The sequence below is a fragment of the Ideonella paludis genome, from assembly GCF_018069865.1.
Classification (GTDB): domain Bacteria; phylum Pseudomonadota; class Gammaproteobacteria; order Burkholderiales; family Burkholderiaceae_C; genus Ideonella; species Ideonella paludis.
This window is the reverse complement of sequence record NZ_JAGQDG010000001.1, coordinates 738917-761128: the sequence shown is the minus strand read 5'-3', so window position 1 is coordinate 761128 and position 22212 is coordinate 738917. Positions and strand designations below refer to the sequence as shown.

18 protein-coding genes are annotated in these 22212 nt (G+C 65.6%); 6 read left to right on the top strand and 12 right to left on the bottom strand.

Going from position 1 to position 22212, the window contains the following annotated elements; genetic code table 11:
• Window positions 1–96 precede the first annotated feature (96 nt).
• Complete coding sequence (locus KAK11_RS03465; RefSeq protein ID WP_210806169.1) at window positions 97–2019, bottom strand: PrkA family serine protein kinase; 1923 nt, start codon at window positions 2017–2019, stop codon at window positions 97–99.
• 298 nt (window positions 2020–2317) lie between these two features.
• Between KAK11_RS03465 and KAK11_RS03460 the strand changes: the two genes are divergently transcribed.
• Window positions 2318–4606 carry a winged helix-turn-helix domain-containing protein gene (locus KAK11_RS03460; RefSeq protein ID WP_210806167.1) on the top strand — a complete coding sequence of 763 codons (2289 nt, stop codon included), beginning with the start codon at window positions 2318–2320 and terminating at the stop codon, window positions 4604–4606.
• Window positions 4606–6846 (top strand): winged helix-turn-helix domain-containing protein, encoded by a 2241-nt coding sequence (locus KAK11_RS03455; protein ID WP_210806164.1) that lies wholly within the window; start codon window positions 4606–4608, stop codon window positions 6844–6846. The genes KAK11_RS03460 and KAK11_RS03455 overlap by 1 nt, the downstream gene beginning before the upstream one ends.
• A 3-nt stretch (window positions 6847–6849) precedes the next feature.
• Here the strand turns inward: KAK11_RS03455 and KAK11_RS03450 are convergent, their stop codons facing one another.
• The 4 genes from KAK11_RS03450 to KAK11_RS03435 form a co-directional block, all read right to left on the bottom strand.
• Window positions 6850–7527, bottom strand: coding sequence for a hypothetical protein (locus KAK11_RS03450; protein ID WP_210806162.1), 678 nt, complete (start codon window positions 7525–7527; stop codon window positions 6850–6852).
• A gap of 37 nt (window positions 7528–7564) precedes the next feature.
• Window positions 7565–8299 (bottom strand): hypothetical protein, encoded by a 735-nt coding sequence (locus KAK11_RS03445; RefSeq protein WP_210806160.1) that lies wholly within the window; start codon window positions 8297–8299, stop codon window positions 7565–7567.
• A 150-nt stretch (window positions 8300–8449) separates the two neighbouring features.
• On the bottom strand, window positions 8450–9370 hold the full coding sequence (locus KAK11_RS03440; RefSeq protein WP_210806158.1) for a ParB/RepB/Spo0J family partition protein: 921 nt from the start codon (window positions 9368–9370) through the stop codon (window positions 8450–8452).
• An 18-nt stretch (window positions 9371–9388) separates the two neighbouring features.
• The gene (locus tag KAK11_RS03435; RefSeq protein ID WP_210806156.1) at window positions 9389–9952 is read right to left on the bottom strand and encodes an RBBP9/YdeN family alpha/beta hydrolase; all 564 of its coding nucleotides are present in this window, start codon (window positions 9950–9952) and stop codon (window positions 9389–9391) included.
• Window positions 9953–9984: 32 nt separating this feature from the next.
• Between KAK11_RS03435 and argC the strand changes: the two genes are divergently transcribed.
• The gene (argC, locus tag KAK11_RS03430) at window positions 9985–10956 is read left to right on the top strand and encodes an N-acetyl-gamma-glutamyl-phosphate reductase (RefSeq protein WP_210806154.1); all 972 of its coding nucleotides are present in this window, start codon (window positions 9985–9987) and stop codon (window positions 10954–10956) included.
• 104 nt (window positions 10957–11060) lie between these two features.
• Here argC and KAK11_RS03425 read toward each other — a convergent pair whose 3' ends face one another.
• The 5 genes from KAK11_RS03425 to mnmG all read right to left on the bottom strand — a co-directional run bounded on the left by KAK11_RS03425 (window position 11061) and on the right by mnmG (window position 17300).
• Complete coding sequence (locus KAK11_RS03425; protein WP_210806152.1) at window positions 11061–12653, bottom strand: S41 family peptidase; 1593 nt, start codon at window positions 12651–12653, stop codon at window positions 11061–11063.
• A gap of 194 nt (window positions 12654–12847) precedes the next feature.
• Window positions 12848–13627 carry a ParA family protein gene (locus tag KAK11_RS03420; RefSeq protein WP_210806150.1) on the bottom strand — a complete coding sequence of 260 codons (780 nt, stop codon included), beginning with the start codon at window positions 13625–13627 and terminating at the stop codon, window positions 12848–12850.
• 92 nt (window positions 13628–13719) lie between these two features.
• Window positions 13720–14361: a LysE family translocator gene (locus tag KAK11_RS03415; protein WP_246498254.1), complete on the bottom strand. Its 642-nt coding sequence runs from the start codon at window positions 14359–14361 to the stop codon at window positions 13720–13722.
• A 75-nt stretch (window positions 14362–14436) separates the two neighbouring features.
• Window positions 14437–15099 carry a 16S rRNA (guanine(527)-N(7))-methyltransferase RsmG gene (gene rsmG / locus KAK11_RS03410; protein WP_210806148.1) on the bottom strand — a complete coding sequence of 221 codons (663 nt, stop codon included), beginning with the start codon at window positions 15097–15099 and terminating at the stop codon, window positions 14437–14439.
• A gap of 206 nt (window positions 15100–15305) precedes the next feature.
• Window positions 15306–17300 carry a tRNA uridine-5-carboxymethylaminomethyl(34) synthesis enzyme MnmG gene (gene mnmG / locus KAK11_RS03405; RefSeq protein ID WP_210806146.1) on the bottom strand — a complete coding sequence of 665 codons (1995 nt, stop codon included), beginning with the start codon at window positions 17298–17300 and terminating at the stop codon, window positions 15306–15308.
• Window positions 17301–17525: 225 nt separating this feature from the next.
• Here mnmG and KAK11_RS03400 point away from each other — a divergent pair, with 225 nt between their 5' ends.
• From KAK11_RS03400 to KAK11_RS03390, 3 genes are all read left to right on the top strand, one after another.
• Window positions 17526–17798, top strand: coding sequence for a YkgJ family cysteine cluster protein (locus KAK11_RS03400; protein WP_210806143.1), 273 nt, complete (start codon window positions 17526–17528; stop codon window positions 17796–17798).
• Window positions 17795–18469 carry a Crp/Fnr family transcriptional regulator gene (locus tag KAK11_RS03395; protein ID WP_210806141.1) on the top strand — a complete coding sequence of 225 codons (675 nt, stop codon included), beginning with the start codon at window positions 17795–17797 and terminating at the stop codon, window positions 18467–18469. The genes KAK11_RS03400 and KAK11_RS03395 overlap by 4 nt, the downstream gene beginning before the upstream one ends.
• 86 nt (window positions 18470–18555) lie before the next feature.
• Entirely contained in the window at window positions 18556–18750 is a 195-nt protein-coding gene (locus tag KAK11_RS03390; protein WP_210806139.1) for a YgaP family membrane protein, read from the top strand.
• 3 nt (window positions 18751–18753) lie between these two features.
• Here KAK11_RS03390 and KAK11_RS03385 read toward each other — a convergent pair whose 3' ends face one another.
• Both KAK11_RS03385 and KAK11_RS03380 read right to left on the bottom strand, forming a co-directional pair.
• On the bottom strand, window positions 18754–20916 hold the full coding sequence (locus KAK11_RS03385; protein WP_210806137.1) for a peptidase domain-containing ABC transporter: 2163 nt from the start codon (window positions 20914–20916) through the stop codon (window positions 18754–18756).
• 10 nt (window positions 20917–20926) lie between these two features.
• On the bottom strand, window positions 20927–22186 hold the full coding sequence (locus KAK11_RS03380; RefSeq protein ID WP_210806135.1) for an HlyD family secretion protein: 1260 nt from the start codon (window positions 22184–22186) through the stop codon (window positions 20927–20929).
• Window positions 22187–22212: the final 26 nt, after the last annotated feature.

The following is a 22212-nucleotide window of genomic DNA, read 5'->3' as shown; positions in this document are numbered from 1 at the left end:
TCAACCTGTTCGGGTGCATGCCGTGGCACCGGCTGGGCCGGGCCACCTGGCACACACGCTTTGGGCGCCGCGCCCGAGGCGCGGCGGGAGAGGTCTTCAGGAGCTCTTCCTGACGCGCAAGTACCACTCGCACAGCAAGCGCACTTGCTTGCTGGTGTAGCCCTTGGCCACCATGCGGTCGACAAAGTCTTCGTGCTTCTTGGCCTCGTCGGCGCTGGCCTTGGCATTGAAGCTGATCACCGGCAGCAGCTCTTCGGTGTTGGAGAACATCTTCTTCTCGATCACCGAGCGCAGCTTTTCATAGCTGGTCCACACCGGGTTGTTGCCCGCGTTATTGGCCCGGGCCCGCAGCACAAAGTTGACGATCTCGTTGCGGAAGTCCTTGGGGTTGGCAATGCCCGCCGGCTTCTCGATCTTCTCCAGCTCGGCGTTCAAAGAGGAGCGGTCAAAGACCTCGCCGGTGTCGGTGTCGCGGTACTCCTGGTCTTGAATCCAGTAGTCGGCATAGGTGACATAGCGGTCAAAAATGTTTTGGCCGTACTCGCTATAGCTCTCCAGATACGCGGTCTGGATCTCTTTGCCGATGAACTCAGCATAGCGCGGGGCCAACTGTTCTTTGATGAAGGCGGTGTACTTCTGCTCGGTCTCAGCGGGGAACTGCTCGCGCTCGATCTGCTGCTCTAACACATACATCAGGTGCACCGGATTGGCCGCCACTTCGGTGCTGTCGAAGTTGAAGACCTTGGAAAGGATCTTGTAGGCAAAGCGGGTGGAGATGCCGCTCATGCCTTCGTCCACCCCGGCGTAGTCGCGATACTCCTGGTAGTTCTTGGCGCGCGGGTCGGTGTCTTTGAGGTTCTCGCCGTCGTAGATCTGCATCTTGGAATAGAGGCTGGAGTTCTCCGGCTCCTTCAAACGGGTCAGGATGGCGAACTGGCTCATCATCTTCAGCGTGCCCGGTGCGCAGGTGGCGCCGGCCAGAGACGAGCCCTTGAGCAGCTTCTCGTAGATCTTGATCTCTTCGCTCACCCGCAGGCAGTAAGGCACTTTGACGATGTAGATGCGGTCCAGGAACGCTTCGTTGTTCTTGTTGTTGCGGAAGGCCTTCCACTCGCTTTCATTGCTGTGGGCCAGCACCACGCCGTCAAAGGGAATCGCCCCAAAGCCTTCGGTGCCCTTGAAGTTGCCTTCTTGCGTGGCCGTCAGCAGAGGGTGGAGCACCTTGATGGGCGCTTTGAACATCTCCACAAACTCCAGCAAGCCTTGGTTGGCCAGGCACAGGCCCCCGCTGTAGCTGTAGGCGTCGGGGTCGTCCTGCGCATAGGTCTCTAACTTGCGGATGTCGACCTTGCCCACCAAGCTGGAGATGTCCTGGTTGTTTTCATCGCCGGGCTCGGTCTTGGCAATGCCCATCTGCTTCAAGATGCTGGGATAGCGCTTGACGACGCGGAACTGCCGGATGTCACCGCCGTACTCTTCGAGGCGCTTGACCGCCCAGGGGCTCATGATGCGGTTAAGGTAGCGGCGCGGGATGCCGTATTCCTGCTCCAGCAGCGGGCCGTCTTCGGCCACATCAAACAAGCCCAGCGGGCTTTCGTTCACGGGCGAGCCCTTGATGGCATAGAACGGCACCTCTTGCATCAGCGCCTTCAGGCGTTCGGCAATGCTGCTCTTGCCGCCACCCACCGGGCCCAGCAGGTAGAGGATTTGCTTCTTTTCCTCCAGGCCTTGGGCCGCATGGCGGAAGTAGCTGACCACCTGCTCTATGGCCTCTTCCATGCCGTAGAACTCGGCAAAGGCGGGGTAGATCTTGATGATCTTGTTGGCAAAGATGCGCGAGAGGCGCGGATCGTTCCGGGTGTCTACCATCTGCGGCTCACCGATGGCTTTGAGCATGCGCTCGGCGGCGGTGGCGTAGGTCAGCGGGCTGCGCTTGCACTCGGCGAGGTAGTCTTCCAGAGACATTTCCTCTTCGCGGCTGCGCTCGAAGCGGGCGGCAAAACTGCTGATGACATCCATGGTGGCCTCCTGGGGGTGATGGATCAGGACGGCGCCACGCAACAAATCACAAGGCGGCTGCGGGGCGTCAGGGAAGTTCTGATGACGTCCCGGCTGTACTGGACCCGGGCGCCATCAGAGCTTTCCGGCGGTACTGCGTTTGCTCACTCACCAGCGGCTCTGTGAAGACAGCATCTCTCCAACAGCCCAAGCCCAATGCGCGTATAAGTGGCCAGTTTCCGGCCTTGATCTCGGAGAAAATGCCCCGTCGCCACTGAAGCCGCTTAGATTTCAGGGCAGAAAAGAATAAATCACCCTTATGACGTCGTCGTTGAACCCCGCAGAAAACCCTGCTGCAGTGCCGGCCCATGCGCTGCGGTTTGGCCGCTGCGTGCTGCAGCCCCACACCCGTGAGCTGTGGCGCGATGGGGAGCCGGTGGAAGTCCAGCGCTTAGCGCTCGATGTACTGCTGTATTTGGTCGCTCATCCTGAGCGCGACATTCCCAAAGAAGAGCTGTTGCGCAAGGTCTGGGGCGAGGCCGAGGTCACCGAGTCGGTGATCGCGCGGGCCGTGATGAAGCTGCGCCGTGCCATCGGTGACGAGCAGCAACCGCCCACGCTGCTGCGCACCGTGCATGGCGTGGGCTATCGCTGGCTGGTGGCGCCGCAGCCTTGTGCGGCCAGCGCCGTCACTGCGGCGCCCAGCACCCTGCCCCAAATCTGCTTGGCGGTGCTGCCCCTGCAGATGCCTGACGCCCCCGAGCTGGCCTGGGCCCAGGAGGGCTTGCCCGCACTGTTGGGCCATCTGCTGGGCGCCCATGGCCAAGTACGCTTGGTGGACGCCTCGCAGTTACAGCAGGCGGACCTGCCGCACGCCACCTGGCCCGAGCGCGCCGCGAATGTGCGGGTGGCCCTGGGCGCGCAGTGGGTTTTGCAGGCCCGCTTGAGCGGCCAAGCTGGCGCATTGCAGCTTCAGGTGCATGCCAACCCCGACCAGCTTGAGGGGCCGCAGCAGCGCTTCAACAGCGACAGCGTGCCGGGCTTGGCGGAGCAAGCTGCACGCTGGCTGAGCAGCCTGTGGGCCGCCACGCCCGAACGTGCGCAGACGCTCGAAGCGGCCACGCTGGAGTTGCTAGCGCGCAGCAGCCATGAGGTGCATCACGGCCACTTGGCCACCGCATTGGCGCTGCTGCGTGAGGCCCAGAGCTTGAGCCCTGACTCAGCACTGGTCGGTTTGGAGTTGGCCAATGTGCTGCGTCTCACGGGCGAGTTGGCCCAAGCCGAGGCGGCGGCGGAGCAAAGCTGGTCCTTGGTCACGGCCATGCCGGAGGACCAACGTCCGGCCGCACTGGCCCTGAAGGTGCGGGTGAGCCAAGCCAAACTGGCCCATGCCCGAGGAGAGTTGCTGCGCGCTCGGCACTATCTGGATCTGGCGGCACCGCTGGTCAAGGTGGTTCCCGGCCGCCAAGACAGAGCGGAATGGGCCATCTTCAGCGGCTCACTGGCCCACAGCATGGGTCAGCTTGATCTGGCGCAGTCGGAGTTGGAGTCAGCCGTCAGCCTGCTCGCTGGCAGTGACAATGTGCTGCTGCAGGTTCGCTCGCGGGTGCTTTTGGCCGATGTGTTGGGCCAGCGAGGCCTGGTCACCCGCGCTGCTGAGCTGCTGCAGCGTGCACAGCAGTTGCTGACCCGCATCAATGCCGAGCCCACCCGTGCCAGCGTTCAACTTTACTTTGCCGCGCTGAACAAGCGCCGTCGCTACTTCACCTTGACCTTGGCGCAACTGGAGCAGGTTCGTGCCGTCTATGAGCGGGTGGGCCACGCCTACACCGTCTGGTACTGCCGAGCCACGCGCGTTGAAGTTTTGACCGAATTGGGGCAATTGCGGCAGGCCGAGCAAGACGCGCTTGAGTTGATGGACGATGCGCAAGCATGGCGAGCCAAGGGCGCGCTGCCCTTGCCCGATGTCGACCTGCTGATGCCGCTGCGTCTGGCGCAAATTCAGTGGCTACGAGGTGAGCATGCCGAGAGCCTCAAGCGATCCATCAAGGCCTTGGCTGCCGCCTTGCAATCTGAGTATTTGAGCGGGGTGGTGCTGTCGCTTCAGATGCGTGTGCTGTCTCAATGCCTCAGCCTGGATTCACATGCGCAGGCCGCCGAGGTGCAAGCCCAGCTCCGCCTGAATGGTGACCCTTTGCTGCAGGCCCGTCTGCAGGCCATGCAGGCCTTGGCGTCTGGGCAGGTCGACCTGGGCGTGCAGGTGCTTCGCGAGGCCTGGAACAGCGGCCCCAGCCACGCCGCCATGCGCATGGATGCAGCCATTGACTTGGCTTGGTTGGCTTTGGCCCAAGGGCTGCCGCAAGAGCTGGAGTCGCTGATGGCCCACATCGACGACGAGTGTGATGAGTACCTGCCTGCCATCGTGGTGCGGGCGCGCTATCTGGATCACCAAGGCCTGCGCCACGAGGCCTTGAGCGAACTGCAACGGATCGTGCAAATGCATGCAGAGTCGTCCCTGCGCTTGGTGCGCGCTGCCGTGCAGGCGCTGCAGCAAGGGCAGCCTTGGCCTGAAGCGCGCAGCCTATTGACCGAGGCGGTGAGAGACTGATGCCCGCTCTGCACTTTGGCCCCTTTGTTGTCCGCCGCCAAGCCCGCGAGCTGTGGCGCGCAGACCAGCGCGTGGTGCTGCAACGCCAATCCTTCGAGCTCTTGCTCTACCTCATGGACCATGCGGAGCGCGTGGTGCCCAAAGAAGAGCTGCTGACCCAGGTGTGGGGCACCGTTCATGTGTCGGAGTCGGTGTTGGCACGCGCCGTGATGAAGCTGCGCCGCGCCCTGGGTGACGACGGCCGCGAGCCCACGGTGGTGCGCACCGTGCATGGCGTGGGCTACCGCTTTGTGGCGGCCATCAGCCATCAAGCCGCCCCGGCCCCGGCGGCAAGCCCCAGCCCTGCCGCTGGCCCCGCCTTGCTGGGCCTGCTGCCTCTGAGCAATGACACCGGCGATGCCAGCCTGGCCTGGGCCGTGCATGGCTTGCCTGCGCTGATCGGCCACCTGGTGAGCGCGCAAGGCCAAATGCAGGTGGCGGATGCGCAGCAAGTCGCGTCGGCCGACCAGCCCCAGTGGGCGCTGACCGAGCGCTGTCAGCACCTCAGAGAGATGCTGGGTTTGGGCGATGTGGTGAGCTCGCGGCTGCACCGCGTCAGCAGCGGCATGTTGGCGCTGAGCATGACGGTTCACCGTGCCGGGTTGACCACCCTGCAGGGCTTGGTGGAGGGGCCGGATGTGGCTGAGTTGGCGCGCCGCGCGATGCAGTGGCTCAGCAAGTACCCCGCAGCCATCGATGCCACCCAGCCTCTGTCCACCGAGGTTTTGGAGCTGTTGGCGCGAGCCGCCAACGCCATGCAGGCCGACCACTATCGGACCGCCCATTCATTGCTCGAACAGGCGGCCAAGCTGGCCCCCGACGCGGTGCTGGTGCATGTGGAGCTGGCCGATGTGCTGCGGCGCTTGGGCAGCTACCGAGAAGCACTGCAACACGCCGTCTTGGGGCGGAGCTTGGCCGAGCGGAGTCAGGACGCGACCTTGCAGGTGCGGGCGCGGTTCATGCAGGCCAGCGTCGCCCAGGTGATGGGCGATTTGGCCGGGGCGCGTCGCAGCTTGGACGAAGGGCGTGAAATGGCCATGCGCCTGCAGGGCACCGTGTGGCCGGCACGCTGGGCCTTGCTGAGCGGCTCGGTGGCGCACTTTCAGCATGAGCTGCCCTTCGCCACCCAAGAATTGGAGTCGGCGGTGGTCTTGGCCGCCAGCAGCCGGGACTTGGTGTTGCAGGTCCGGGCCCGCTGTCATTTGGCCGGTGTGCTGCAAAGCCGCGGCATGCTGACCCAAGCCATGACCACGCTGGAGCGTGCCCAGAAGTTGCTGGCCCGCACCCACAGTGAGATCTTGGAAGGCAGCGTGTTGCTGGCGCTCAGCAGCATCCACACGGAACGCAAGAGCTTCAATTTCGCTATCGCCCAAGCGCGCCAAGCCTGGGCGGTGTTTGAGACCACTGGCAGCGCCTACTTGGCTTGCCTGGCTGCGTTCAACCACATTGAAGCCCTGATCTACGCGGGGGCCCTGAATGCAGCCAACGCGGAAATCGACCGCTTGGATCAGCGCTTCAGTGCGCGTGGGGCGACGGAGTTGCCGATACCGCAGGCCGATGATTTCCTGGGCTTTTGGTGGGAGGAGATCGCCTGGCGGCGCGGCCACCATGAAACCAGCCTGCAGGCTCAACGCGGGCTGCTGGCGCGGCTGAGCTCATGCGACGCCTTCCGCACCAACTTCCATGAGCTTCAGTCCCGCGTGGCGGCCCATCTTTTGAGCCAAGGCCTGGTGGACGCGGCTTCGGAGATTCGCCGCGCCATGGATGTGCGCGACCGCATGGCCGGCGGCCGCTTGGATGCCGCTCTCGCGCTGGCGCGGGGCGAGCCGCTGGCCTGCATCGACGGCCTGGAGCGTCTGTGGCGCGAGGAAGAGCCGGGCAATATGATGTCCATCGACACGGTCATGGACTTGGCCTGGCTGCTGATGAGCCACCCCGAGGCGCGGCCTGCCGCCGTCTTGGAGCGGCTGATGGCCGATGTCGAGGACTATGCCGACGAGTACCTGCCGGCCGTGGTGGTACGGGCGCGGTTCATGGCGCTACAAGGCGATGTGGCGGGCGCAGAGGCTGCGCTGCGGCGAGGGGTCACACAGGCGCAAGACGCGCCGGTACCCTGGCTGCACCGCAGCCTGGCCGCCTGTGTCGCAAAGCAGCCCTGGCCCGAGCCCAAGGGGCTGATCAGCCACAGCCTCTGGGATTAAGGATTACGGCTCAAGGCCCTGGGCCTTGGGGCGCAAGCGCATGAAGCTGGGCACCGACATGGGCAGCATGATCAGCTCGCCCCAAACGCCGCTGCAGCCCAATTGCTGCGCACGGTAGAGCGCTTGCGCGTCTGCCAGGGGCCCCGCCCAGACTGCCAAGCCTTGGGCCTGAATGTCGTGCACCTGGCGCTCCAGCGCCTTGGTGGCTTGGGCCTCGTCCAGCTCTCGGCGCAACAAGGCTTGAGCCCGCTCACCCAAGATCACCGCATCGGGCCTCAAGGTTTTCCAAATGCCTTCGGGCCAGCCCTGCGGCCAGGCCAGGTCGTGCCACACCAGGCCCACACCTTGCGCGCGCAGATGCGCCCACTCCGTCGCCGCATCCGGGTCGACCAGCGCGGGGCCGGCCGAGGGCAACGAGAACTTGAGGCACAGCCGTGTGCGCTGGGCGGGCGTGCATTGCGCCAACAAGCGCCGCCACCGGCCTTGCTGAAAGGGCCGCCACTGGCTGGGCAACACAGCGGGCACCCAGACCTCGGCGCAGGCCTGCAGTTGCTGGCCGACTTGCGCTGCCCAATCGGCCTCGCTTTGCAGGTCGTCCACCTCGGGCAGCAGGGCTGCCATGACCCGCAACGTGCGGGGACACAGCATGGGCTGCAACATGGTCACCGGCTCTTCGGTCATGATTTGCCCACCTTTGCAAAAGGTCGCTCGGTATCGCTCATGCCACTTGCCCCCGTCGTTCCTGGAGGACCCGCTCGCCGGGCTTCATCACGGCATAGAGAATGCGGGCCCCCTGCGGGCTGTCGCTGATGCGGGCGTCACCCCCACTGGCCGCGGCCGTCGCGCGGATCAAGAGCTGGTCCAGGCCTGGCGGACGACCGGGGTCCTCCGGAAGGCGCGCACCCGCCACATTGGGCTCGTTCAAGAACAAATCAAACACCGAGCCTTGAGGGGTGTCGCGGCGTTGCACACACAAGCGCCGCCGCTGACCCGGCATGGCCGAGCCCGCCACAAACTCCAGCATTTGGCACCAGGCCGCAGCCGCCATCGACGGCACCACGCGCAGGCTGCCCAAAGGCTCAGGCGCCAGCGTGACATGCGTGAACCGCGTCTGCAGGGTGGCCCACTGGGCGCGCACCAACACGTCCATGCTCTGCAGCGTGTCATGTTCATCCAGGCGCAGTGCTTCCAGTTCCTCCTGGGCCGCATCGACCTGGTCATGCAGCTCGGACACGCGCAACATCAGTTGGCTCCACGCCTCCAGCACCGTGGGTGAAAGCGCGGAGCGCGTCATCTGCTTGAACATGGCGTCGGGCTCTGCGCGGCGAACCTGCGGCCGAAAGGCCTCGGTCAACTGCGCCAGCCGCTGGCCAGGGCTGAGCGGAGCGACGCTCGGCGGCGCACTCTCTGGCGCTGATGATCGGAGACGATGGGGCAAAGTCATGAACTTCATCTACTGCTTCCTGGGGGTGGGTGACCCGATCCGAAGACCTCGGCCACCTTGGAATGCAGTGTTGCGGCTGGGCGCCGCGAAGTCATGACCAAACCCTGAGCGAGTTCTGACCTTATCGGCCGCAGAGGCCGCAGGAGCCGATAGGGCCGCTCAGCGCTCGGTCACACCCAGCTTGTCGAGCAGGCCGTTCAACTCATCCAAAGAGCTGAAGCGGATGGCGATCTCGCCTTGCTCGCCGCGCTTGGTTTTGCGCTGCACGCGGATTTCCACGTCTGCCGTCAGCGCGTCGGCCAATTGCTCTTCCAGCCGGACGATGTCGCGGGGCTTGTCTTTGGCCACCCGCAGCAGCGGGGTTTGGCGGCCGGGGTTCAGGGCCTTGGTGACCAGCTTTTCAGCATCGCGCACCGAGAGCTTTTTGCCGACGATCTCGTTGGCGCTCAAGATCTGCTGTGCGGCAGGCAGGGCCAGCAGCGCACGGGCATGGCCCATGTCGATGTCGCCGGCCATCAGCATTTTTTGCACCGGCTCGGCCAGTTGCAGCAAGCGCATCAGGTTGGAGGCCGCGCTGCGCGAGCGGCCCACGGCCTGGGCGGCGGCCTCGTGGGTCAGGCCAAACTCGTCGATCAGGCGCTTCAGGCCCTGGGCCTCTTCCAGCGGGTTCAGGTCTTCGCGCTGGATGTTTTCAATCAGCGCCATCACGGCGGCGGCTTCGTCGGGCACCGCCTTGACCAGCACCGGCACCTCGGTCAGGCCCGCCAGTTGCGAGGCCCTGAAGCGCCGCTCACCGGCAATGATTTCGTACTGGGCCGCGCCGCCGGCCTCCTTGCCGCTGAGCGGCCGCACCAGGATGGGCTGCATGATGCCCTGGGTGCGGATGCTCTCGGCCAGCTCATAGAGCGAGCCCTCGTCCATGCGCGTGCGCGGCTGGTACTTGCCGGCCTGCAGCTGCGAGACCTTGAGCGTGGACGGGCTCTGCGGCCCGGCGGTGGGCTCAACGTCGAGGTCGGTGACTTTGGGGCCGAGCAGGGCTTCGAGGCCCAGGCCGAGTCCCTTGGGTTTTTTGCTTGCCATTTGTGGATTGTCGGTCAATCAGTCGGCATCCTCGTCGGGCGTGTTCAGCAGGGAGTTCAACACCGCCCGGCCTTCGGGCCAATCGCCCAGGCCGGAGTCGCCATTGATGTGGCCCAAGGGGCCCAGCTCCAGCGCCGCCGCCCCCCAGGCCTGGGCCATGGCGTGGGCACGCTCTGGCGCGCAAAAGGGGTCGTCACTGCTGATCAGGGCCACGGCCGCAAAGGGCAGAGGCTGGCGAGCGATGGGGCGCCAGGTGGCGATCTGGGGCGGAGCGTCGTCGCGCTCGATGTCGGGCGGGGCCACCAAGAGGGCCGCCTGCACGCGGCCCGTGTGGCGCGAGTGCGCCGCCCAAGCCGCCACCAACTGACAGCCCAGGCTGTGGGCCACCAGCACCACGGGGCCGGGCTGGGCCAGCAGGGCTTCGTCGAGCTGCATCATCCAGTCGCCGCGTTTGGGCCACATCCAATCATCTTGCAGCACGCGCTGGTCGCCATACAGCGCCTCCCAGCGGCTTTGCCAATGGCTGGGGCCGGAGTTCTGCCATCCGGGCAACAGCAAAACGCGAGGGGTGGTGTTCGTCATGGGTTTGAAGGCGGCATGCCGTATGCTGTGCAATGGTTCGGATTGTTGACGAAGGAAGAAGCGATATGACGAAGGTGTATGTGGATGGTCAAGAGGGCACGACCGGCCTGCGCATCCATGAGGTCCTGGCCGAACGCGGCGATGTGGAGGTGCTGCGCATTGCGCCCGAGCTGCGCAAAGACCCGGCCGAGCGCGCCCGCCTGCTGAACGCCGCCGATGTGGCCTTTCTGTGCCTGCCCGACGCGGCCTCGCGCGAAGCGGCGGCCATGATCACCAACCCCCGCACCTGCTTGATCGACGCCAGCACCGCCCACCGCACGGTGCCTGGCTGGACCTATGGCCTGCCTGAGCTGTGCGCCGGGCAGCGCGACGCCATCCGCGCGGCCAAGCGCATTGCCAACCCCGGCTGCCATGCCACGGCCTTCATCGTGCTGCTGCGCCCGCTGGTGGACGCCGGGCTGATCGCGCCCGACACCCCCGTCTCGGCCACCTCGCTGACGGGTTATTCGGGTGGCGGCAAGAAGATGATCGAGCAGTACGAAGCCGGTGGCGACCCGCTGCTGCAAGCGCCCCGCCCCTATGGCCTGACCCTGGGCCACAAACACCTGCCCGAGATGATGGTGCAAACCGGCTTGGCGCAGCCGCCGGTGTTCATGCCGGTGGTGGGTCCGTTCTACAAGGGCTTGGCTGTCAGTGTGCCCTTACATCTGTCTCAATTTGCCGCCGGCACCACGCCCGAGAAGATCCAGGCGGCCTATGAGCGCCACTATGCGGGCGAGCGTTTTGTGCGGGTCATGCCGCTGTCGGATGCGGCCACGCTGGAAGGTGGCTTCTTTGATGTGCAGGCCTGCAACAACACCAACCGGGTCGATGTGTTTGTGTTTGCCAGCGCCACCCAAGTGCTGCTGATGGCCCGCGAGGACAACCTGGGCAAGGGCGCCAGCGGTGCGGCCGTGCAGTGCATGAATGTGCACCTGGGGCTGGACGAAGGGCTGGGGCTCTGAGCGGGGTGCGCCGCCGCTAGACAGTCTGTCTGATGAAAGGGGCGCCGAGCGCCCAACAAAAGGGGTCCCGCAGGACCCCTTTTTCATGCCACACGCTGAGGGCTTCAGCGCGGCAGCAGGAAGCGGTTCTCGCGCTCAGGGCCGCGCAGAATGCGGCTCTTGGGCGCGGTGCTGCCCGCCGCAAGAGGCGAGGAGCGCGCGGCCACCGGGTTGCACACACCGTTGTCCACCCGGTAGAGCGCGGCCGCCAATTGGCCTTCGGCGGGGTCGCCCAAGGCGCGGCTGAGGTCGTCCGCCGCCGGGCAGGTGGCTTTGAAGCCGTCGGCATAGTCGCCAAAGCCCTTGGCGTTGGTGCCCTTGAACTCAATGGGGAAGTAGGAGATGCCGCAGTTGTCCTTGGCGGTGAAGCCGTAGGGCTTGCCGCAGGTGGTGTCGCCGATCAGCACCACCTCCACATTCACACCACGCAGGCCGTTGATGATGGACTCGCTGGCCGAGCAGGTGCCGGGGCTGGTGAGCACAAACACGCGGCTGAGATTGAGGGTGGGCAAGGGCTCCTGACGCGGGCATTGGAAGTTGCTGTCCAGGTAGCACGAGGTGTCAAAGAAGGGCGTGCGGGCCCTGTCGCTGTTGGTCTCGGCGCTGCGCTTGCTGTTGTACTGCAGTTGCTCAAACACCTGGCCCGAGGTGCGGCTGGAACCGGCCACCATATAGGCCAACTGACTGGCGAGGTAGAGATAGCCGCCGCCGTTGTAGCGCAGGTCCAGCACCAGGTCTTGCACCGCCGAGTCACGCAGGGTGTTGACGGCCGTGATGAGCTGGCCCTCGGCACTGGCGATGTGGGCGTTGAAGAGGATGTAGCCCACGCGGCGGCCACCGCCGGTGGTCAGCACCTGGGTGTTGAGCACCGGGGTGGTGACGACCGTGGCGCTGGTCAGGTTGACGTTGCGAGTGCCGCCCGTCACAGGCGCCAACACAAAGGCGTGAGGGCTGCCGTTGGCGCTGGGCGACAGGGCTGCATTCAAGACATCGATACCGGCCTGTGTGTTGACATCGGCGCTGACACCATCGACCGACACCAAGGTGTCACCCCGGCGCACGCCTGCCGCAGAGGCCGGGGAGTTGGGCTCCACATAGGCCACGCGGATGCCGCGCGGCGGGAAGGGCGAGGTGAACTGCCATTCAATGCCATAGCCCGAGACGGCGCCGCTTTGGGAGCGGTCGTTCCAGGCCTTGGTGGGATAGGTGAAGGTGAACTCGTCTTTGGGCTTGCCCGACGCGGTGATCAGAGGCGACTTCAGCGCCCTGAAATAGGCGTCCAGCGACTCGGCGACTTTGGAGGTGTCGCTGTAGGCGGCCGCATTGGCATTCACGGAGGGGATCTCTTCCCACCACAGATAGGCCTGCTCCATATAGGACTTGGCCCAGGCCTTTTCACCCGCCAGCGTGCCCACGGTGGTGGCGCTGGTCGCGTCGGCGCGATAGGGGTTGGTGGGGGCGCAGCTTTGCGCCACAGCCGCGGCCGGCGGTGGGCTGGGCACCGGCGCAACCGGGCTGGGGCTGGGTGAGGTGCCCAAGACTTGCTCGCCGGCATTGCTGCCCCCACCGCCACAGGCAGAAAGCGCCAGCGTGGCGGCAAACAACAGGCCCAGGTGGGCACGGCGAATCTCTAGGCGTGAGGACCTTGTCTCGGACATGAAGTGGGCTCCCAAAAGTAGCCGCCCCGCAGAGCCTTGCTTGTGCTGGCTCGACGCCCTTTGAAGGCGCAAGAATGTTTGAGGCGGCCCGACGTCTTCTTGAGCGCCCTATTCTCACCCGTGCAAAGCGCATTCGCGCGGGCCAAAGGGCTTTCCCCCCCCCCCCAATGTCAGAGCTTTGGCTCCGCGCCGCCTCAGGCTGCGCGCTGGCCTTCGCGGCGGACCATTTCCTTGGCGAACTCCACAAAAGCTTGCGCGCCTTTGGAGGCCGGGTCAAAGACCACGCCGGGCAGGCCATAGCTGGGCGCCTCGGCCAAGCGCACATTGCGCGGGATGACGGTGTTGAACACCTTGTCGCCGAAGTGGGCCTTGAGCTGGTCGCTGACCTGGGTTTGCAGGGTGATGCGCGGGTCGAACATCACGCGCAGCAGGCCGATGAGCTGCAGGTCGCGGTTGAGGTTGGCGTGCACCTGCTTGATGGTGTTGACCAGGTCGGTCAGGCCTTCGAGGGCGAAGTACTCGCACTGCATGGGCACGATCACGCCATGCGCGCTGCACAGGCCGTTGAGCGTGAGCATGCTGAGCGACGGCGGGCAGTCGATGAGCACGAAGTCGTACTCGTTCTCGGCCACTTTCAGGGCGCGGCGCAGCCGCTCGTTGCGGTGCTCCAGCCCCACCAGTTCGACCTCGGCACCAGCCAACTCGCGGTTGGCGCCCAGCACGTCGTAGCCGCCCTTCTCGGCCCGCACGCGGGCCTCGGCCACGGTCGCGGTTTCGAGCAGCACGTCGTAGACCGTGGACTCCAGCGTGCGCTTGTCCACGCCCGAGCCCATGGTGGCATTGCCCTGCGGGTCCAGGTCGACCAGCAAGACGCGCTGGCCCACCTGCGCCAGACCGGCGGCCAGGTTCACACAGGAGGTCGTCTTACCGACACCACCCTTTTGGTTGGCAATGCAAAAGATCCGGGAGGCCATGGCTGAGAGGTCCGTTCAGGGCATGCGCACCGAGTGGCGAGCAAGGGGGAGATTGTCGCCGCTTGGCAGGGTGCTGCGGGCTGGGGTCAACGTCAATCGCGCAGCAAGCGCACGCCAAAACCCACCAAGAACAGGCCCGCCAGGCGCTCCAGCCAGCGCGCCACGGTGCGATGCGCCCTCACCTTCTCGGCCACGGCCTGAGCAAAGGCGCAGAGCAGCAAGCAATAAGCGGCGGTGATGGCGGCGATGGTGAGCGCCATCACCGCAAAGGTGGGCAGGCCCAGGTGGTGCGCCGGGTCAATGAACAAAGGGAAGAAGGCCATGTAGAACACGATGGCCTTGGGGTTGAGCACCGTGATCAGCAAGGCCTGGCGAAAGTAATGGCGGGGCTCGATGTGGATGGGGCTGGCCCCACCTTCGCCCCGCGCGAACATCAGCTTCAGGCCGATCCAGGCCAGGTAGGCGGCCCCCGCCCAGCGCACGGCCTCAAACACCGCCGGATAGGCCGCCAGCAAGGCCGCCACGCCGGCCACCGCCAGCCACAGCAAAACCTGGTCACCCACGATGATGCCGAAGGTTGCCCCCGCCCCGGCCTTGAAGCCGCCCTTGGCGGTGGAGGTGAGCAAGGCAAAGGTCCCCGGCCCCGGCAGGGCCAAGAAGAGCAAGACCGCGCTGCAAAACGTGCCGTAGTCCGCAATGCCCATGAAGGGGCCAAAAAAGCCTGTGGGGAACATAGAGATCCTGTGGATAAAGCTGTGGGCAAATGCTGTATGGCGTGGGGACAGGCTGGGGATACGCTGTGGGCGATCTCAGCGCGGCCGCATCCAGACCAAGCAGCGCTCGGCGTCCAACTGTGGCACCTGCAGCGGTTCCACGTGGAACACGTCTGCCGCCACAGCGGCTTTTTCTTCTGAAGTCAGCTTGGCCTTCATCGCGCACCAGAACCCACCGGGGGCCAGCAGGCTGGCGGTCAGAGAGACAAAGTCCTCCAGTGAGGCAAAGGCCCGCGAGGTGATCATGTCGTAGCCGGGGCCGTCCAAGGTCTCCACCCGGGCATGAAGGGCCTGAAGATTCTTCAAGCCCAACTCTGCGGCCACTTGGCGGATGAAGCTGGCCTTTTTGCCCACGGTGTCGACGCAAGCCACCTGCCAAGAGGGGTTCAGGATGGCCAGCACCACGCCCGGCAAGCCCCCACCACTGCCGACATCCAGAATGCGCGGAGCCGCTAGCGCAGCCAGAGCGCGGCTCATCGGCGGCACCACGGTCAGGCAGTCCAGCAGATGCTGCACCAGCATCTCTTCCGGGCGGCGCACCGCCGTCAGGTTGTAGACCTTGTTCCAGCGGCCCAGCAGGTCGAGGTAGGCCAGCAACTGAGCTTGCGTGGCCTCGGGCAGGCTGAGCCCCAAGTCGTTCAGGCCTTGGGCCAGCCCGGCGCGCTGAGGGTGGGGTGGCAGAGAGGAAGTTTCAGTCATGAGGTGGGCGCCTGGCCTTCACAGCATGGGCAGCAAGTGTTCAGGGAGTATCGCAAGACATGCGCATGAGGGGGAACGAAAGCAGCGCCCAACGACGGGGTGGCATGGCAGTATGGGACGCCATTGCGCCCCGGCGAGCCTCGGCTGTTGCGCGTTGCGGCCGATGATGCCGCTGCCGCCCACGCTGCTAGCCACGCTCTTGGGGGTCAGGCGGCCGCCGGGTTGGGGTTGGCCGCATAAGGCGAGTTGGGCGAGTTGGCCGCTGCATCGGCAAAGCCCGGGAAGCGCTTCTTCTTCAAGTGCACCAGCAGCAAAGAGACTGCTGCGGGCGTGACGCCCGAGATGCGCGCCGCCTGCCCCAGGGTCTCGGGGCGCTGGCGGCTGAGCTTTTGGCGCACCTCGTGGCTCAGGGCGGTGACCTGGGCATAGTCCAGGTCCGGCGGCAGCTTCAGGTGCTCAAAGGCCAGGGCACGGCCCACCTCCTCCACCTGTTTGTCGATGTAGCCGGCGTATTTGGTGGCAATCTCGACCTGCTCGATCACGGCCTGGGCCAAATCCAGGCCCAGTTGCGCCACCAGTGTTTCACGTGAAACACCGGCCTCGGGCCGGGCGATGGCGGCAATCTCGGCCACAGTGTCGAAGCTGATGCCGGGGCGGCGCAGCAAATCAGCCAGGGTGTATTCATGCTCAATGGCTTTGCCCAGCGTGCGTTCCGCCTGCTGTGCCGGCAAGATGGCCGGGTGCACCCAGGTCGATTTCAGGCGCTCTGTTTCACGTGAAACAGCGTCGCGCTTGCGGTTGAAGGCCTCCCAGCGCGCGTCGTCCACCAAGCCCAGCTCGCGGCCCAGCTCGGTCAAGCGGGCGTCGGCATTGTCCTCGCGCAGTTGCAGGCGGAACTCTGCCCGGCTGGTGAACATGCGGTAGGGCTCGGTCACGCCCTTGGTGATCAGGTCGTCCACCAGCACGCCCAGGTAGGCCTGGTCGCGCCGCAGGCTCAAGGCCGGCTTGCCCTGGGTTTGCAGTGCTGCGTTGACGCCGGCGAACAAGCCTTGGGCCGCCGCTTCTTCGTAGCCGGTGGTGCCATTGATCTGACCCGCAAAGAACAGGCCTTGGATGGCCCGGGTCTCGAAGCTGGCTTTCAGCTCACGCGGGTCAAAGTAGTCGTACTCAATGGCATAGCCGGGCCGCAGGATGTGGGCGTTGGCCAGGCCCGGCATGCTGCGCACGGCCGCCAGTTGGATGTCAAAAGGCAGCGAAGTGGAGATGCCATTGGGGTAGAACTCGTGGGTCGTCAGACCCTCGGGCTCCAGAAAAATCTGGTGCGAGTCCTTGTCGGCAAAGCGGTTGATCTTGTCTTCGATGCTGGGGCAGTAGCGCGGCCCCACGCCTTCGATGATGCCGGTGAACATGGGGCTGCGGTCAAAGCCGCTGCGGATGATCTCGTGCGTGCGCTCGTTGGTGTGGGTGATCCAGCACGGCAACTGGCGCGGGTGCATGGCCGCATCGCCCATGAAGCTGAACACCGGCACAGGGTCCAGGTCGCCGGGCTGCTCGATGAGCTGGCTGTAGTCCATGGAGCGCCCGTCAATGCGCGGCGGCGTACCGGTCTTCAGCCGCCCCTGCGGCAGCTTCAGCTCTTTGAGCCGGGCCGACAGCGTCACCGCGGGCGGGTCCCCGGCGCGGCCACCGGCGTGGTTTTGCAGGCCCACATGGATGCGGCCATCCAAGAACGTCCCCGCCGTCAACACGACGGCCCGGGCTTTGAACTGAATCCCCACCTGGGTGACCGCGCCCACCACCCGGTCGCCCTCCACCATCAGGTCGTCCACCGCCTGCTGGAAGAGCCACAAGTTGGGCTGGTTTTCGAGCATGCGGCGGATGGCAGCCTTGTACATCACCCGATCCGCCTGGGCGCGGGTCGCCCGCACCGCCGGGCCCTTGCTGCCATTCAAGATGCGGAACTGGATGCCGGCTTCATCGGTGGCCAAGGCCATCGCGCCGCCCAAGGCGTCCACCTCTTTGACCAAATGCCCTTTGCCAATACCGCCGATGGACGGGTTGCAGCTCATCTGCCCCAGGGTCTCGATGTTGTGGCTCAGCAGCAGCGTGGCACAGCCCATGCGCGCCGCCGCCAAGGCGGCCTCGGTGCCGGCATGGCCACCGCCGACAACAATCACATCAAACTCTTTGGGGTACAGCACGGGCGTGCTCCAGACAATGCCTAGTGCGCGAAAGGGCAGACAGCCCCCAAGGCACCAAGCTGGACAGGGAAACGGGGCGGGCAAAGTGCCCGACCGGTGGGTTCGGTCGACTCGGTCGCAGGCGCACTGGCCCGGCGAACCCCTGATTTTACGAAGCCTGCCTTCTCCCTGGGGTGGCAATATGCGCGGCGGCGAGCGTTCCACGTGAAACAATTCAAGGCACCCATGAACTGCCGCCCTCACTGCGCCGCCTGCTGCACGGCGCCGTCCATCAGCAGCCCCATTCCCGGCATGCCCCACGGCAAGCCGGCTGGGGTGCGCTGCGTGCAGCTCAACGATCAAGACCAGTGCCAGATTTTTGGGCAGCCCGAGCGCCCAGCCGTGTGCGCCTCTTTGCAACCCAGCGTGGCCATGTGTGGCGAGAGCCGTGAAGCCGCTATGCTCTGGCTCACCCACTTGGAACACGCGACCCAGCCCACCCGCCCTCCTCGCCCATGAGCACCACCCCCGACCTGCTGGCCCGCTTGCTGCCGCTCTACCCGGCGCTGTCGCAACTGTCCGCCCCCGTGCTGGAGGAGGTCTTGGCGCAGCACGTGCTGCCCATCCAAGCCCCCGCAGGCACGGTGCTGTTTGATGAGGGCTCGCCCTGCCAGGGCTTTCCGCTGGTGCTCTCGGGTGACATCAAGGTGGCGCGCGGCTCGCCCCAAGGGCGCTCGCTGGAGCTGTACCGCGTCACGCCCGGTGAGGTCTGCGTCGCCTCCACCTCCTGCCTCTTTGGGCATCAGTCGTTTTCGGTGCATGGCCTCACGGCCTCCCCCACCGAGTTGCTGTTGATCGACAAGGTCGGTTTTGAGCGCTGGGTCGCCGAGCCCGCCTTCCGCGCCTTTGTGTTCGGCGTGTTTGGCGACCGCCTCGCCGACCTGATGGCCTTGGCCGAGGCCGTGGCTTTTCAGCGCCTGGACCAGCGCCTGGCCACCTGCCTCTTGGGCCGAGGCAGCCCCATCACCACCACCCACCAGGCCTTGGCCGACGAGCTGGGCACGGTGCGCGAAATGGTGACGCGCTTGCTCAAGCGCTTTGAGCAAGCCGGTTGGCTGCAACTGGGGCGCGAGCGCATCACCGTGGTGGATGCCAAAGCCTTAAGAGACCTGGCCCAAGGCCCTGTGTGACCGCAGTCACAGACGGTCGGCCGATCTCAGCGCAAAGTACATCCATCGCCTGCTGCGTTGGCAGGCTTCACACCGAGGAGTACTCCATGAAGCTGAATGTTGGCGGCATCGACCGCATTGCCCGTATCGCCGTGGGCGTCATCCTGATTGCGCTGACCCTGATGGGCACCATCGGTGTCTGGGGTTGGGTCGGCGTGGTGCCGCTCTTGACCGGCCTGACCCGCTTCTGCCCGCTCTACCCCATGCTGGGCTTCAACACCTGCCCGATGAAGCAAGAGTAAACGCTAACTTTCACTGTTGGTATTGACAGGCCGAATAGGCCTGTCTTCGCGCACCACCCCGCCCACCAGCACGATCACGCGGTCAGCGCTGGCAATGGTCTCGGGGCGGTGGGCCACGATGATGCGGGTCAGCTTGAGCGCGGCCACCGCCGCGTTCACCGCCCGCTCCCGCTCCACGTCCAGCGCACTGGTGGCTTCGTCCAGCAGCAGCACGCTGGGCCGCCGGTACAGCGCCCGCGCCAGCAACACGCGCTGCTTTTGCCCGGCCGATAAGACCGTCCCCATATCGCCCACCAAGGTGGCATAGCCCATGGGCATGGCCATGATCTCGTCGTGCACCGAGGCGAGCTTGGCGCACTCCTCGACCCAGGCGGGGTCGGCGTCCGGCGCAAAGAAGCTGATGTTGTCGGCCACCGAGCCCGCGAACAAGGGCTCCTCTTGCAGCACCGCCCCGACCCGCTGCCGCCAGGCCTTGGCACCCAGCTGAGCCAGCGGCTGGCCGTCCACCACCAATTCGCCCTGGCTGGGCGCATGGATGCCCAGCAAGAGCTTGAGCAAGGTGGTCTTGCCGCCGCCAGACGGCCCGGCAATGGCCACCGACTCGCCGGGCTGCACCTCAAAGCTCACACCGCGCAGCACCTCGGGCTCCAGGTCTGAGTAGCGAAAGTGCACATCGCGCAGCGTCAGCGAACCCGCCACCACCCCGTCAGGTGGCTTGGCCGCCCAAGCCCCCGGCTCGTCCGCCTCCGGTGCCGTCAACACAATGTCGGACAAACGCTCGGCCTGCAGCCGCACCAGGCGCAGCTCATGGACCTTGTCGATCAAAGCCGAGGTGCGCTGAGCGAACACATCTTGGTAGGCCATGAAGGCGAACAACATGCCCAGCGACAGGTGTTGGTCCATCACCAACACCGCACCCAGCCAGACCACGCCGACGCGCTCCAGCCCGAACACCACCCGGTGCACCACCGCCAAAGCCAGCTCCAGCTTGCGCACGGTGAGCCCGGCATTCATCGCATCCACCACCAAGTTCATAAAGCCCGACTGGCGCAAAGCCTCGGCATTGAACAGCTTGATGGCGCCCATGCCGCGTAAGGACTCTAAAAAGTGACTGGAGCGCTTGGCCTCATGGATCAAGGCCTCCTCAGCCGCCTCGCGCAGCGGGCGCCACAGCAGCGCGCGCAGCAAGGCATACAGCAGCACCGCCCCCACCGCCAAGCTGGCCAGCAGCGGGCTGTAGACCAGCATCAGCACCAGGGTCAGCAGCACCATCACACCGTCAATCAGGCCTTCGGCAAAAGCGCCGGTCAGCTTGTCTTGAATCTGCTGAACCGCACCAAAACGCGACCAGACATCACCGGTGTGGCGGCGCTCAAACCAGGCCATGGGCAAACGCAGTAAATGAGCGAATACTTGGCCCATCCACTGCAACTGCAAGGTCGCCGACAAGTGCAACACGGCCCAAGAGCGCCCCGCCGCCGTCAGGCCTTGGATCAGCACCAAGAGCCCAAAACCCACCGCCAAGGTGGGCAACAGCTGGCGCTCACCGCTCACCAACACCCCATCCACCACCCACTGCATGAAGAAGGGCGACAGCATCACGAACAGCTCCAGCGCCAAGGCCAGCAAGAGCACCTGGGCCAAGGCACGGCGCAAACCCGTCACCGGGCCCAGCAGCGCCCTCAGGCGCACAGGCTGGCGCTCATCACCGCTGCGAAAGCTGGGCGTGGGAGTGAACTCCAACACCACGCCGGTGAAATGCGGCGAGAGCTCCGCCGCGCTCAAGCGACGAATGCCACGCGCGGGGTCGTGCACCGTCAGCTCATCGCCCTTGACACTGACCAACACCACAAAATGGTTCAGGTCCCAATGCAAGATACAGGGCAATTTGAGCTGCGGCAGATGCACCAACTCCGCCCGCAAGGCCCGGGGTGCCAAGCCCAGGCTCTGGCCCATCTGCGCCAGGTCGGCCGCCGTGCAACCCTTCATGGAGATGCGAAAGCGTGCCCGCAAAGCGGGCAGGTCCACCCGCAAGCCATGTGCGCTGGCCACCATGGCCAAGCAGGCCAGGCCACATTCGGCCGCCTCGGTTTGCAACACCATCGGCACGGTGGAGCGGCGCCAGCCGAGGTTCAGCCGGGACGGGTCGGCAGCAGACAAGCTCATCCTGCCGTCCTCATCGCCGAGCCCAGGCCAAGAGTGGCTCAAACAGCCACTCAACCAGGCGCCGCTGCTCCAGCACCACGTCGGCCTCCAACTGCATGCCGGCGCGCAGCGGGCGCGCAGCACCTGCAGCGGTCAGATTCGTCTGGCGCAGGGCCACCGTGATGCGATAGAGCGGCTCGACCGCCGCGCCGCGCCCCAACCCGGCCACCTGGGCCAGCTCCTCGGCCTGGGCTGAAGCTTGAGCCACCGCGGACACTTGCCCGGGCAGCCAGCCAAATTTTTGATGGGGAAAGGCCTGGACCCGCAGCTTCACGGCTTGGCCCACCCGCACAAAGCCCAAAGCACTGGAGGGCGCATAGAGATAGGCCACCAAGGGCTCGCCCTCGGGCGTCAAGGTCAGCACCGCAGCATCCGGCGACACGGCTTGGCCCCGGCTGGCATGAACGGCTGAGAGGGTGCCTGCAACAGGCGCTTGCACCGCCACACGACGCGGCGCTTGGCTGCCGCTTTCGCGGGTCGCCAACTCGGCCAACTCGCCATGTTCGCGCTCCAACTCACCCAGACGTTGGGCGGCGAGCAGCGGCAACTGGCGGGCTTGGGCTTCCAGCGCAGCGATCTCCGCATCCAGCGCCTCGCGCTGGCGGGCGATCGCCGCGCCCTCCGCCCTACTGCTCAGTAGCTCCCCTGTTTTTTCTTGAACCTGAGCTGCTGAAACAAACTGCTCCGCAACCAGTGTCTCGAGCCGCGCCACCGCTCGCTCTGCCAATGCCTGCCGCTGCTGCTGCAGGGCTGACTGAGTGGCCAACACGGCAGCTTCACGGCGGGCAGCGGCCAAGCGCTGCGCCAACCCTTTGGACTGTTCGAGCAGCAGCATCTGCGACTGCTTGCCCGCTTCGTCCAAGCTGCGGCGCCGAGCCTCAAAGCTCTGCCGCAGCCCCAACGACGTCGCCTCGCCCCATTGAGGAGAGACGACCTCCAGCGTGAACAGCGCGGCCCCTTCGGCCACACGCTGCCCCTCTTCGACCTCCACCGCCAGCAAGCGCCCGGCCACCGGCGGCACGACCCGAACCCACCCCTTTTGCGGCACCACCAGCCCGGTCAAACGCGTGGTGCGCGGCAACTCACCTAGAAAAAGAAAGGTGCTGACGGCGACAAGCGTCGCCAGCACCCCAAAGGTCAGCCAAGCCAAGCCCAGAGGCTGCATCACATGGATGGAGCCCAACCAGGCCTGACGCCGGCTGTGGAGGGATTCGGGACGAAAAAAACTCATGGCGGCGCGCTCCGGCTGCAAGCAGC